The organism is Roseobacter sp. YIN89 (assembly GCF_057219365.1).
Genome location: NZ_JBXVVD010000003.1, coordinates 145761 through 158209 on the forward strand (window position 1 = coordinate 145761; position 12449 = coordinate 158209).

The 12449-nt window shown below is 56.9% G+C and carries 12 protein-coding genes; 4 read left to right on the forward strand and 8 right to left on the reverse strand.

Annotated elements, in window-relative coordinates; all coding sequences use genetic code 11:
* Nucleotides 1-10 precede the first annotated feature (10 nt).
* From AC2D8V_RS13115 to AC2D8V_RS13135, 5 genes are all read right to left on the reverse strand, one after another.
* Nucleotides 11-2095: an alpha-galactosidase gene (locus AC2D8V_RS13115; protein ID WP_484734025.1), complete on the reverse strand. Its 2085-nt coding sequence runs from the start codon at nt 2093-2095 to the stop codon at nt 11-13.
* On the reverse strand, nt 2092-2940 hold the full coding sequence (locus AC2D8V_RS13120) for a carbohydrate ABC transporter permease (protein ID WP_484734026.1): 849 nt from the start codon (nt 2938-2940) through the stop codon (nt 2092-2094). Before AC2D8V_RS13120 ends, AC2D8V_RS13115 begins: the two co-directional genes overlap by 4 nt.
* Before the next feature lies 1 nt (nt 2941).
* The gene (locus tag AC2D8V_RS13125) at nt 2942-3289 is read right to left on the reverse strand and encodes an MmcQ/YjbR family DNA-binding protein (RefSeq protein WP_484734027.1); all 348 of its coding nucleotides are present in this window, start codon (nt 3287-3289) and stop codon (nt 2942-2944) included.
* 64 nt (nt 3290-3353) lie between these two features.
* Complete coding sequence (locus AC2D8V_RS13130) at nt 3354-4280, reverse strand: carbohydrate ABC transporter permease (protein WP_484734028.1); 927 nt, start codon at nt 4278-4280, stop codon at nt 3354-3356.
* A gap of 119 nt (nt 4281-4399) precedes the next feature.
* Nucleotides 4400-5656: an ABC transporter substrate-binding protein gene (locus AC2D8V_RS13135; protein WP_484734029.1), complete on the reverse strand. Its 1257-nt coding sequence runs from the start codon at nt 5654-5656 to the stop codon at nt 4400-4402.
* 224 nt (nt 5657-5880) lie between these two features.
* Here AC2D8V_RS13135 and AC2D8V_RS13140 point away from each other — a divergent pair, with 224 nt between their 5' ends.
* The 3 genes from AC2D8V_RS13140 (at nt 5881) to kynU (ending at nt 9108) form a co-directional block, all read left to right on the forward strand.
* Nucleotides 5881-6672, forward strand: coding sequence for an IclR family transcriptional regulator (locus tag AC2D8V_RS13140; RefSeq protein WP_484734030.1), 792 nt, complete (start codon nt 5881-5883; stop codon nt 6670-6672).
* Between the two features lie 4 nt (nt 6673-6676).
* Complete coding sequence (locus tag AC2D8V_RS13145; protein WP_484734031.1) at nt 6677-7735, forward strand: ABC transporter ATP-binding protein; 1059 nt, start codon at nt 6677-6679, stop codon at nt 7733-7735.
* Nucleotides 7736-7917: 182 nt separating this feature from the next.
* The gene (kynU, locus tag AC2D8V_RS13150; protein WP_484734032.1) at nt 7918-9108 is read left to right on the forward strand and encodes a kynureninase; all 1191 of its coding nucleotides are present in this window, start codon (nt 7918-7920) and stop codon (nt 9106-9108) included.
* 87 nt (nt 9109-9195) lie between these two features.
* On the opposite strand, the gene AC2D8V_RS13155 is transcribed toward kynU, so the two are convergent.
* From AC2D8V_RS13155 to AC2D8V_RS13165, 3 genes are read right to left on the reverse strand one after another with little or no spacing between them, the layout of a single operon-like run.
* Nucleotides 9196-9987 (reverse strand): metal ABC transporter permease, encoded by a 792-nt coding sequence (locus tag AC2D8V_RS13155; RefSeq protein ID WP_484734033.1) that lies wholly within the window; start codon nt 9985-9987, stop codon nt 9196-9198.
* The gene (locus AC2D8V_RS13160; RefSeq protein WP_484734034.1) at nt 9987-10769 is read right to left on the reverse strand and encodes a metal ABC transporter ATP-binding protein; all 783 of its coding nucleotides are present in this window, start codon (nt 10767-10769) and stop codon (nt 9987-9989) included. The genes AC2D8V_RS13155 and AC2D8V_RS13160 overlap by 1 nt, the downstream gene beginning before the upstream one ends.
* A 7-nt stretch (nt 10770-10776) precedes the next feature.
* The gene (locus AC2D8V_RS13165; RefSeq protein ID WP_484734035.1) at nt 10777-11190 is read right to left on the reverse strand and encodes a transcriptional repressor; all 414 of its coding nucleotides are present in this window, start codon (nt 11188-11190) and stop codon (nt 10777-10779) included.
* A gap of 134 nt (nt 11191-11324) precedes the next feature.
* Here AC2D8V_RS13165 and AC2D8V_RS13170 point away from each other — a divergent pair, with 134 nt between their 5' ends.
* Nucleotides 11325-12407, forward strand: a complete 1083-nt coding sequence (locus tag AC2D8V_RS13170) for a zinc ABC transporter substrate-binding protein (protein ID WP_484734036.1) — start codon at nt 11325-11327, stop codon at nt 12405-12407.
* Nucleotides 12408-12449: the final 42 nt, after the last annotated feature.

Here is a 12449-nt window from a genome sequence, read left to right on the forward strand (position 1 = left end):
CCGGTTCTGGTCACAGTCTTTCCCCTTCCAGTATCCACATGCTGTGGGGAAAGCTCCACGGCAGGCAAATGCCATTGTGCATCAGGGCCGTACCCGTCAGCTTTACCGGCCCGTCTTTCAGAGCCATTGATGCACGTGAAAGCGCACTGACTGAATCGCGATTGCGTAGGTTTACGCGGTAGTGCGCAGCGGGATCGAGCCGTGTCAGCCGCAGCGGTCGCGGTGCGATCTGGGTAGACGTGCCCGCGCGCCCTGCAAATACAACAAAGCGACTGGCATCGCGCGCCATCTGCTGTTCGGCGACAACGCACGGATCGGAACTGTCGAGCCGCAGTATGTCGGCATCATACATCCAATCACGGTTGTCCTTCCACCAGCCCGTGACTTCACGCAGTACGGCGGTTTCATGTTCGGTCAACTCCCGCGGGTCCATCTCGAAACCCATGTGCCGTTGCGCCGCGACCCACGCGCGAAACTCGATATCCAGCACGCGCCCGGAGGTGTGGCACCGCCGAGGTCCGACATGGCTGCCGGTAACAACGGAAGGCAGAAACAGCGCTGCGTTGTGCTGCATCAGCAAGCGCTCGTGCGCATCATTGCTGTCCGACAACCAGACCCGCTGTGTCCGCTTGAGTATGCCAAAGTCGATCCTGCCCCCGCCCGACGCACAGCTTTCGATTTCTACATCCGGAAAATCAGCGCGCAGTTTGTCGATCAGAGCGTAAGAGCCATGTGTTTGAGCCGCGTCCGGATAGGGCAGCACACGATTATGGTCCCATTTGATGTAATCGATGGGATGTGCGGCGAGGAGACTGGCAATCCGGTCGTACAAAAACGCTCTTACCTCAGGCAGCGCCATGTTCAGTGCTTTTTGCTGGCGCCCTAGGATCTGGTCTTCGGCACCGAGCGCCCAGTCAGGGTGCGCGCGGTGAATATTGCTGTTGGGGTTTATCATCTCCGGCTCAAACCAGATGCCAAAGGTCATACCCTCAGCATGGACATGTTCTATCAGCGGGCCCAACCCGTCGGGGTATTTTCGAGGGTCCACTTCCCAGTCCGACAGGCTGGATGTGTCATCGTCGCGTTGGCCAAACCAGCCATCGTCAAGAACGAACCGCTCTGCACCAAGTGACGCCGCGCGCGTGGCAATCTCCTTTAGCTTCGGCAGATCATGGTCAAAATACACCGCTTCCCAGCAATTGTAGTGGACCGGCCGGGGGCGCCCACCTTTCGTCCACGTGATGATACGGTCTCGGAGGTGGCGCTGGTATGACACGGCGGCACCGTTGAGCCCGTCGGACGAATATACGGCATAAAGCGGCGCTGTCGCGAAACGGGTCGCCGCCGCCGTTTCCATCCGTGCCGCATGTCCAAATTGTATCTGGCGTCGCCCGTCTGGCAGTTCCTCGGCAATCATGCGATGGCCGCCCGACCAGCCGTAGTGAAACGCAAAGGTTTCGCCGGTTGCGTTCGTCGCGCCACGCGAAGGGATCATCAGGCCAGGGAAGTGTTCGTGACCCGTGCGCCCGGTGCGGTTTTCACGGTAGCGAATTCCAGGCGACCACGCGGTGCGGTTGAGTTGAAATTCGCCACACCAGCGTCCGGCGAAATCAATCATTTCGTCGCTATGTTGCGGCGCTGGAAAAACCGGCGCCGCAAGCCAGTGCAGGTGCAATGGTCTGTCCGCCTGCAACTCTGCGGTGGCCACAATTACGTGGCTTTCAGGGTCAAGATCAAAGCGCGCAACATAGGTCAGCCGGTTTGCGACATCGACGCAGGTGACTGACAAGTGGAGGTCGTTTTGCTCGACTTGCTTGAGCTTGAACTTGGGCAACAGTGGCGTGCCGTCCTGATCGCGCACGACGATACCCGGTTGGCCCGGAAAGCTTCTTGAGGCTTCAGGGCAGATCGACAAGTCCGGGTTTTCATCCAGCATGCCCCCGGTGACGTCCAGCGTCGCGGTCTGCACCAACGACGACAGATCTTCGGATGCGGGCAGCGGAGGCCCCCAATAAACAATCTGCGGGCAGCGCCCGTTCACGGAGGCGAGCGCCAGAGTTTGACGCCCGTCGTCCAACCGCCAGTTTCTTGTCACTTTACGGCTCCGAGCGTCAGACCTGCAATGAAGTGTTTCTGCATCAGAAAGAACATCAGCACAGGCGGCAGCGCCGCAACGATCGAGCCTGCACTCATCAGGTGATACGCGGCCCGGAACTGTGCGTTAAAGCTGGTGATACCCGCAGTAACCGGTTGACTTTCCGGACCCTGCGTCAGCACGACCGCCCAGAAATAGTCATTCCAGATAAAGGTGAAGATCAGCACGGACAGCGCCGCGATTGCCGGCTTCATAAGAGGGATCACCACATACCAGAAAATTTTCCACTCCGCGATGCCTTCGACACGCGCGGCCTCGATCAACTCATGGGGCAGGGCCCGTATGAAATTCCGCATAAAGAGCGTACAGAAGCCGGTTTGGAATGCGATGTGAAACAGGACAAGCCCCGTCTTGGTGTTATAGAGCCCCATATCCAGCGTCAGGTCGCGGACAGGCACCATGAGTATCTGGAAGGGCACGAAGTTGCCGGCCACGAACATGAAAAATATCCAGATGTTCGATTTGAACTTGTAGACACCCAGCGCAAATCCAGCCAGGCATGACAGGGCCACAGCCCCGACCACCGTCGGTACCGTGATCATCACTGAATTCAGCATGTATCGCGGCATGTCGGAGTTAAAGAATACCTGCCCGTAATTGTTGAACATCTCAAACGAAGACGGCAGGCCCCAGTAGTTGCCTTGGGTGAAATCCTCGGCAGGTTTGATCGAAAAGATCGCAACCGCGATGAGCGGCAACAACCACATGATGAGCGCCAGCGGCAAAAGCGATTGGTACGTCAGTTGCCAGCTACGGGGTGTTTTTTCGATAGGAGTTGGAAACATGTCAAAGCGCCTCCCGGACTGACTTTGGCAGCCCGCGACGGATCACGTCGTAGCTAACCGATATACGATGGCGCGCTTCATCTGTCTCCAGCGAAGCCAGATCGAGTTGCACCCAGGATTTATGAAAATAGGGGGCCTTCTGTGCGGCGCCGGCGTCGATAAGCATTGCGGCTGTGTCCACATCCGGACATTTGACTGCCACATGTTCCGTGTTGACCGCGCGTTTTTCCTCGTGACCAAAGCAGGCGAACATCTTTCCCCCGACCTTCCAGGCGTCCAGTTCACCGGGCCCCGACAACACAGCGCCAGAGTGCATTTTGCACATGGCATCAAATTCCTGCCGTGTCATGATAGATGCTCTTTCACTTTGCAGAATAAACTCCCGCCGGAGGCACAAAATCTTATACAATTTGTCATCGGCCGCGCTCCTCTGACCACATGGACCACAGGAAGTATGCAATGAAGACCAGCATGATAAGGAAAAGTACGACAGCAATCGCCGCGCCGTAGCCCATGCGGAACCCGTATTCGGAGAGGGCTTTCTCGAACATGTAGAAAGACAGAACGCGCGTTTGGCCGAACGGTCCGCCGTTGGTCATGATCGAGATCAGGTCGAACGAGCGCAAAGCGCCGATGATCGTGACAACGAACGCGATGAAAGTTGCTGGCTTGAGCTGTGGAATGATGATGTACCAAAGCATTTTCCACCCTTTGGCATTATCAAGGCGGCCCGCTTCGATTTGCTCGGGATCAACAGCGTTCAGTCCCGTCAGATATAGTATCATGCAATAGGCTGTCTGCGGCCACAGGCCCGCCGCGATGATCCCGTAGGTGGCCCAGGTCGGATCACCCAGTACGTTGACAGGGCCCAGCCCGACAAGCCCAAGCACACCATTCAGCAAGCCTTCGTTTGGCAGGTAGAACCACGAGAAAACCAGCCCAACAACCACCTGACTCAGCACAAATGGAAAGAAAAACAAGGACTTGTAAATCCGAATTCCGGTTACGGTCTGGTTCAGGAACAACGCGATGAACAAGCCGCCGGGGATCGCCAGCAAGTAAAACAACAGCCATTTGAGGTTGTTCCACAGGGACACTTCAAAAGCGCTGTCATCCATTAACTCGGCATAATTTGCCATACCGACGTAGCGCGCTTCACCCAACCCGTCCCAGTCGTAAAATGAGATCGCGATGGATTGGTAGATCGGCCAGATCACATAAAAAGCAAAAAACAAGATTGCAGGCGCGAGGAACAACCACGGTGTAACGGCAATCTCATTGCGCTTGTACCAGCTCCTGCGTGGAGCAGATGTGACGGGAACGGCTGGGGCGTTGGTCATGAAAATGTCCTTTCGTCGCGCGGCACGCACGGCAACACAAACCTTTGTGTTGGCGAACGGGTCACTGTGAAAAGAAAGGGGGGCCGGGCGCGTGAACGCGCCCGGCCAGACAGGTCAGATTATTGGTAAACCCGCTCCTGGACCTTATCGAGGCGGTTCAGGATGTCGTCCAGGTTGTCAGGGAAGACCATGAATTCCTGCAGGCCCTGCATCGCTTCTGCAGCCATTTCTGCTGGGAAGTCACGGTCAAAGAACTGTGCAACACCACCCGGGCTGTTGGAACTCAGCATCTCAAAACCTTCGTTGAGGAACTTGTCGTTATCAACAGCGGACTGGGCATTCACCGGCAGCTGGCCGAGGTTAGAACCATTGTTGATCTCAGTCTGCACGTTGGCAGAGACAACAAAACGCAGGAATTCGCGTGCCGCTTCCTTGTTGGACGCGTTTGCCGGGATGTGGAACGTGTCGGTTGGCGCATCTTCCGCCAGTTCAACATCCGGATTGATCGCCGGGAACTGGAAGAAATCCAATTTGCTGTCGTCCAGACCTGCTTCGCGCAGCGGTGCCACGGCAAAGTTGCCTTTCAGGATCGCAGCGGCTTCACCGTTTACGATGAAGGGGAGCGATTCCTGCCAGGAGTAGTTCTGGTGGTTGTCGACGAAGGCACCCATATCGATCAGCTCACGCCAGTTGGCGAAAGTTTCGCGCACACGGTCATCGGTCCACTTCACGTTGCCCTGCGCAAGTTCCATGTGGAAATCAAAGCCATGCGTCCGCATGTTGAGATAGTCGAACCAGCCACCTGCGGTCCAAAGGAACTTGGTGCCGATGGTGTAGCATTTACGGCCGGAATCGATGACCGCCTGGCAGTTCGACTTCATTTCGTCGAAGTTTGCAGGCTCGTTCAGCCCCAGCTCTTCGTAGATGTCCTTCCGGTAGTAAATCCCCCACTGGTAGTATGTGTAAGGCACGCCCCACTGCTTGCCATCGATGGTCATCGCACCTTTGGTCGATGCGAGGTTTTCAGCGATTGCAGGCTCTTGCCACAAGTCGGAGACATCTTCGAACAGGCCCGCTTTCACGTAGGGCGTCATCCTGTTTGCCGCGTACCAAGTTGCCACGTCTGGGCTGTCTGCCGTCAGAAAGTTGCGAATCTGCGTTTTATAAGCTTCGCGGTCGATCACAGTTGTTGAGATTTCCAGATCGGGGTGCTCTGCCTGAAAATCCGCGATCATCGCTTCCATGGTCGCACGTGGCGCCGGGTTCGATGTGTCGAGGAAGATTTTCAACTCACCTGTCAGTTCTGCGGATGCAGCGCCGGCAAGCATGGTTGATCCTGCCAATGCCATGAGCATTGATTTGGTGGTAAAACGCATGGTGTCCTCCCTGAAGCGTTTTCGATATGTGGGCGCCTTTTCGGACGCCTAGCTGGTCTCATTATTTGAAACCAAGTTTTATATATTGAAAACTACAGCGCAATCTGCCTAGACTGTCAACAGTCTTTGTTGTGGCAAACCACGGCAGGATGGCCCCGCCGAGGAGAGAAACAGCTCTACAAAGTGTTGTTTTCAAAGGGGCAACGATAGGGAGGGCCGCTGGCATGACCAGCGACGGAACAGTTGGAAAAGCGCTCGATGTGCTCGATCAGGTAGCCGCCTACGGGCACCCGGTTCGATTCGGCACGCTGCTGACGGACAGTCCTTATCCCAAGGCAACACTGTACCGCTTGCTGCAAACGCTGAGTAATCAGGGCATGTTGGCTTACGATCCGGAACGCCAAACCTATAGTCCAGGCGTGCGCCTTGTGCGGCTGGCGCATGCTGCGTGGACGCAAAGCTCTCTTGCCCCGATTGCGCGGAACCACCTTGATAAGTTAAGCGCCGAGGTTGGACATACGGTGCACCTCGCACAACTCGATAACGCACAAGTGCTTTACGTGGACAAGAGAAATGCCGCGCAGCCCGTTGAGATGTTCAGTGATGCAGGCAAAGTCGGGCCAGCCTATTGCACAGGCGTAGGAAAGGCGATGCTGGCTTTCTTGCCCGAAGCTGATCTGAATAATGCCATCGGACAACAGTCGTTTCACGTTTTTACCGAACATACGTATACCACGCCAAAGGAGTTGTGTGCCGAACTCGATGCTATCCGAGCGCGCGGCTACGCTTTTGATCGTGAAGAGCACGAGCCACAGATCATATGCATCGCTGTGCCGATCTTGTCATCTGGCGGGCGCGTACTGGGCGGGCTGTCGATCACAGGCTCCAAACAAACCATTTCACTAGAACAGCTTGAAGCGCTCGCGCCGCGCCTGTCCGAGACAGCGCAAGCCATCGCATCAGAGGCGGAAGCATGGCGCTTCCCCGATTACACACTCCAAAGAACAGGGACTTGATCAAATGACAGGTGTTACGCTCAACAAGGCAATCAAGCGCTACGGAGAAACTCAGGTCATCCATGGTATCGATCTGCAGATCGATGATGGCGAGTTCTGCGTGTTTGTGGGCCCGTCTGGGTGCGGCAAGTCCACGTTGTTGCGGATGATTGCCGGTCTGGAAGAAACATCTGACGGGCAGATTCATATCGGGCCGCGTGATGTCACCAAGATGGATCCGTCCGAACGGGGGGTGGCGATGGTGTTCCAGACCTATGCGCTTTATCCGCATATGACGGTCGAGGAGAACATGGGCTTCGGCCTCAAAATGAATGGCGTTCCCACCGCCGAGATCAAGGAAAAGGTGAAGGGCGCGTCTGATATCCTCAAGCTTGACCAATATCTCAAGCGCAAGCCCAAAGCGCTGTCCGGTGGTCAACGGCAGCGGGTGGCAATCGGGCGTGCGATTGTCCGTGGTCCCGAGGTGTTTTTGTTCGACGAACCGCTGTCCAATCTGGATGCAGAACTGCGCGTTGAGATGCGCGTTGAAATCGCCCGCCTGCACAAGGATATCGGCGCGACGATGATTTATGTGACGCACGATCAGGTCGAAGCCATGACGCTCGCGGACAAGATCGTCGTGTTGCGGGCAGGTTACATTGAACAGGTGGGCGCGCCGCTGGAGTTGTATCGTGATCCCGACAACAAGTTTGTCGCAGGTTTCATCGGCTCGCCCGCAATGAATTTCCTCGAGGGTACGGTCGTGGATGGCGGTGTTGATGTGCCAGGTCTTGGCCGGACTGTGGCCGTTGACGCCGCGTTGCCCGGGGCAGGGGCCAAGGTCATTGTAGGCATCCGCCCCGAGCATATCGACGTGACCCCCGGGACAGGCGCACTCAAGGCTGAATTGTCCGAAGCATTGGGCGGGGTCTCTTATCTGCACCTTGATTGCCCAACCGGCGAACGGATCATTGTGGAAGAGCGTGGCGATGACCGCGCCTCTGAAGGCGATACGGTCGACATCAGCTTTGAACAGCGCCGCGTCATGGTCTTCGACGTGGAAACCGAAAAGCGCCTGCGCTGACATTTGAAATCGGGGGCTCGGCCCTACGGTTTGATCTGTACCGCCCTGCAATCGCCCTCCCAGCTTGCAGGGCGTTTTTTTGCCGTGACGTGAATTTGGCCAGCGTATGCGACAAAACCGTTGTGGAACACGCGGATGGTTGAGATACCTCATCCATCAAGGCTCTGCTGAAAGGAAACGCGATGCCACCTGTTCTGCGCAAGGACGCCTTTGACCTGCCCCCTGGGGTGATTTACCTCGACGGCAATTCGTTGGGGCCATTGCCCAAAACTGCCGCCGCGCGGTTAAGCGAGGTGGTGCACGCAGAGTGGGGCACGCAGCTTATCAAAGGGTGGAATGCCGCCGGCTGGATGGAGCAGCCGTCACGAGTGGGGGATCAGATCGCGCGCCTTATCGGTGCACCGTCAGCATCGGTTGTGGTCGGTGACACTCTGTCGATCAAGGTTTTTCAGGCAGTTGCGGCTGGCTTGAAGATGAACCCGGATCGTCGAGTTGTCCTGTCCGATACAGGCAATTTTCCTTCCGATCTGTATATGGTCGAGGGTCTGGCCGAGCTTTTGGGGCAGGGATACAGACTGCAAACCGTTGCGCCGGAAGCTGTTGCAGAGTCAATCGACGATAGCGTGGCCGTGGTCATGCTGACACAGGTAGATTACCGTACCGGGCGGATGCACGACATGAATGCGCTGACCAAGGTCGCGCATGAAAATGGCTGTGTCATGGTGTGGGATCTGGCGCATTCTGCAGGGGCTTTTGCTGTCGATATGGCCGGATCGGGTGCGGAATTTGCCGTCGGCTGTACCTACAAATACCTGAATGGCGGGCCGGGTGCCCCGGGGTTCATCTATGTGCGGCCTGATCTGTCCGACGACGCACAGCCAGCTTTGGCAGGTTGGTTAGGGCATCGTGCCCCGTTCGATTTTCTGGAGCGTTACGAGCCGGGCCGCGGGATAGAGCGGATGCGGGTCGGCACGCCCCCAGTATTGCAGATGTCAGTTCTCGAGACGGCACTGGCGCTTTGGGATGACGTCGATATGGCGGAGCTGCGTGCGGCATCAGTTCGCTTGCAGGAACTATTCATCTCAGAGGTCGAAAATCGCATACCTCAGCTTGCACTTGCCAGCCCGCGCGATCCTGCGTTGCGCGGTAGTCAGGTATCGTTCCGGTTCGAGCACGGTTACGCAGCGATGCAAGCACTCATTCATAGCAATGTCATCGGCGATTTCAGAGCGCCCGATATTATGCGGTTTGGCTTCACACCGCTTTATCTTGATGCGGACGACGTGGTCGAAGCAGTGGATCGAATGTGCCAAGTCATGCGGGACGAAATGTGGAAAGACCCAAGGTTTCAAACTCGAAATCGAGTGACATGACCTCGATGGCAAAAATTGTCGCATATGTGTAACTTTGGAGTGAAATTTGGCGTTATGGGCGCCAAAAATATCGCATAAAAACAGCTGTCAGCGGCGCTGAAACGACCCAATGCTTTGCGTCAGCGCAAAAAACGCCGCTGCCGTGCAGACGATTGTCGGACCTGTTGGCGTGTCCATGGCAAAGGATATCACCAATCCGCCGATGGCTGAACAAGAGGCCACGGCAAGCGCCCAAAGGGCCATAGCCTCCGGCGTTTTCGAAAGCGGTCGCGCCGCCGCAGCTGGTATGATGAGCATCGAGGCAATCAGCAAGGCACCGACCACTTTTATCGCGACCGCGATGATCACCGCCAGACCAAGCGTAAGGATCAACTGTTCGCGCTCCGGCCGCAAACCGGCAGCTTGTGCCAGATCAGGGCTCAGCGTACTGGCCAAGAGAGAAGACCACCGAAGATAAACGAGCGTACAAACCAGCGTGGCCCCTAGCCAGATTACGGCAAGATCGCCACGTCTCACCGCAAGAATGTCTCCGACAAGGTAGCTCATCAGGTCTACACGCACCGTTGGTAGAAAAGATACGGCCACAAGTCCCATCGCCAGCGCTGAGTGCGCGATAACCCCTAAAAGGGCATCGCTGCCCAGACCGCGCCCGCTGAGCGCAGTTAGCAACAGGGCAAACGCCACGGCAACCAAAAGCACGGCTGCAAAGACCGGCACCTCGAATGCGAGGGCTCCTGCCACGCCAAGCAACGCCGCGTGTGCTGTTGCGTCCCCGATGTAAGCCAGCCTGCGCCATACGACAAAGCATCCCAAAGGGGCCGCTGCCACCGCGACGCCTAATCCGGCAAGTGCCGCGCGAACCAGAAAATCATCGAGCATTACAGCGCCTCTGATGCGCTATCGCGTGCGGCATGTTTTTGCTCATGATCGTGGTGATTGTGATCCGTGTGATCGTGGCTGTGGCTGTGCTCATGGCGATAGAGCGCGAGCGCACCTTTCGTGCCGGTGCCGAACAATGCCCTGTATTCCGGGGCGCTGGCCACAATCTCTGGCGTACCTTCGCAACAGATGTGTCCGTTGATGCAGAGCACACGGTCAGAGGCTGCCATGACCACATGCAAATCGTGGCTCACCATGATGACCGCGCATCCGGTTTTCTGTTTTACCTCTTCGATCTGGTGATAAAAGCTAGCCGCCCCCGGTTGGTCGAGGCCTTGCGTGGGTTCGTCGAGGATCAGCAGGTCCGGCGCGTCCATCAGCGCGCGCGCCAGTAGCACGCGTTGGAATTGACCTCCCGACAGATCAGTCATTTGACGGTCGGCCAAAGAAGGCACGCCTGCGTCGGCCAGCGCGCTTTCCACTTGGGCGGCGGACCTGCGGCGTGGCAGGTTCAGAAAACGCGTAACGGTCAGCGGCAGCGTACCATCCACTGCCAGTTTTTGCGGAACATATCCGATCTTCAATCCGCGGGCACGCTTGACTGACCCGCCGGCTGGTTTCACGGCACCAATAAGCGCGCGGATAAGACTGGATTTGCCCGACCCGTTCGGCCCGACGATTGTGACGATCTCGCCCCGCGTGACGCGCAGGTTTACATCGGTAAGAACCCGACGGTCGCGATAGGCCAGTGTCAGCCCTAGTGTTTCAATTAACATGGTCATTTTTGACTTACTGACACTCCGGGCACAGGCCCTGGGCTTCGACGACCGTGCGTTCGATGGCAAAACCCATCTCCTGTGCGGCTTTGCCCAAATGCCCGTCGGCGGGCATTGTGCGCGTCTCTGCCACTGCTTTGCAACCACGGCAAATGAGAAATGCCGGTGTATGATCTTCATCCGCATGTACGCAGGCGATATAGGCGTTCAGCGCCTCAATCTTGTGGGCAAAGCCAGCCTTTGTGAGAAAATCAAGCGCTCTGTATGCCACGGGCGGCTGCGAGCCGAGGCCTTCCTCAGCAAGATGCGCCAGTAACTCATACGCTCCAAGGGCACGATGCTCTCGCAACAGTATTTCCAGCGCCCGGCGACGTACAGGTGTCAGTTTCAACCCTTTGCGCGCGCAATATGAGTCGGCGTGCGCCATGGTCTGTGCAACGCACGTCGCATGGTCGTGACAAGAGAATCCTGAGGCGTGAGTTTGGGTCATAAGGGGCTTGACAGTGATATGTTATAACATACAAGGCTATCGCAAGTTGAAGCGAATGACAAGGAGAGTGTATGCGTTCGTTCATAATCCCCGCATTGCTGGCCACGACGGCCACAGCGCAGGCAGACGCCCCGCGAGTCGCTGTGGATATTGCTCCATTGCACGGTCTGGTCAGCCAAGTCATGGACGGTGTGGGAAAGCCTGATCTTGTCATCCCGCAAGGAGCGTCGCCACACGGCTACGCCATGCGCCCTTCAGAGGCGCGCGCGCTGTCTTCGGCTGACTTGGTTGTGTGGGTGGGCCCGGGCCTGACGCCTTGGCTGACCGAGCCACTTGAGACACTTGCGGGTGACGCACAGCACCTTTCGGTCATGGCCTTGGAGGGTACAGGTCTCATCCCTGTACGCCGCAACGCGGCTTTTGAGGCGCACGATCATGCGCATGGTCACGACGATCATGGTCATGCCGATCACGACGACGGTCACAAAGAGCATGACGACGACGTCAAGCAGGCAGATAACGATGACCATGGCCACGATGACCATGCGGATCACGATGACCACGGCCACGAGAAAGAGGCTGATCATGATGATCACGGCCACGCTGAACATGCCGACGAAGATACGGCCGCAGAGATAGACCCGCATGTCTGGCTAGACCCGCGTAACGCCTCGCTCTGGGTCGCAGAATTTGCCGATACCCTCTCTGCGATGGATCCGGAAAATGCCGAAACATACCGTGCGAATGCAAGCAAGGCACAGGCCGAACTTGAAACGCTTGAAAAGGAGATTTCCGCGAAACTTGATGGATACGCGTCGAAATCTTTTATCGTGTTTCACGACTCTTATCACTATTTCGAAGCACGGTTTAACGTTGAGGCGCGTGCGGCGATCACATTCAGCGATGCTTCTGCGGCAAGCGCGGCGCAACTGGCGGAAGTGCGCGAGGTCGTGACAGACTCCAACGCCGCCTGCGCGCTGACTGAACCGGGCGCAAATCAGGGTTTGGTCGCCGCAGTGGACGCGTCAGATAGTCTTTCTATCGAAGTTGCTGACGCGATCGGGGTGAAGCTGCCCTTGGGAACAGAGCTTTATGGAGCGCTCTTGCACCAGATTGCGGATGCTTTGACCAACTGCTTTGCGGCCAAAGGCTAAAGTGAGATTGTCCCCGTGCTTGCACGGGGACATCCTTTTTTA

Excerpts from the sequence above, each read along its gene's own strand:
- AC2D8V_RS13120 (WP_484734026.1), bottom strand. The coding sequence starts at position 2,940 with ATGTTTCCAACTCCTATCGAAAAAACACCCCGTAGCTGGCAACTGACG.
- AC2D8V_RS13155 (WP_484734033.1), bottom strand. The coding sequence starts at position 9,987 with ATGCTCGATGATTTTCTGGTTCGCGCGGCACTTGCCGGATTAGGCGTC.
- AC2D8V_RS13160 (WP_484734034.1), bottom strand. The coding sequence starts at position 10,769 with ATGACCATGTTAATTGAAACACTAGGGCTGACACTGGCCTATCGCGAC.
- AC2D8V_RS13170 (WP_484734036.1), top strand. The coding sequence starts at position 11,325 with ATGCGTTCGTTCATAATCCCCGCATTGCTGGCCACGACGGCCACAGCG.
- AC2D8V_RS13140 (WP_484734030.1), top strand. The coding sequence starts at position 5,881 with ATGACCAGCGACGGAACAGTTGGAAAAGCGCTCGATGTGCTCGATCAG.
- AC2D8V_RS13165 (WP_484734035.1), bottom strand. The coding sequence starts at position 11,190 with ATGGCGCACGCCGACTCATATTGCGCGCGCAAAGGGTTGAAACTGACA.
- AC2D8V_RS13145 (WP_484734031.1), top strand. The coding sequence starts at position 6,677 with ATGACAGGTGTTACGCTCAACAAGGCAATCAAGCGCTACGGAGAAACT.
- kynU (WP_484734032.1), top strand. The coding sequence starts at position 7,918 with ATGCCACCTGTTCTGCGCAAGGACGCCTTTGACCTGCCCCCTGGGGTG.
- AC2D8V_RS13130 (WP_484734028.1), bottom strand. The coding sequence starts at position 4,280 with ATGACCAACGCCCCAGCCGTTCCCGTCACATCTGCTCCACGCAGGAGC.
- AC2D8V_RS13135 (WP_484734029.1), bottom strand. The coding sequence starts at position 5,656 with ATGCGTTTTACCACCAAATCAATGCTCATGGCATTGGCAGGATCAACC.
- AC2D8V_RS13125 (WP_484734027.1), bottom strand. The coding sequence starts at position 3,289 with ATGACACGGCAGGAATTTGATGCCATGTGCAAAATGCACTCTGGCGCT.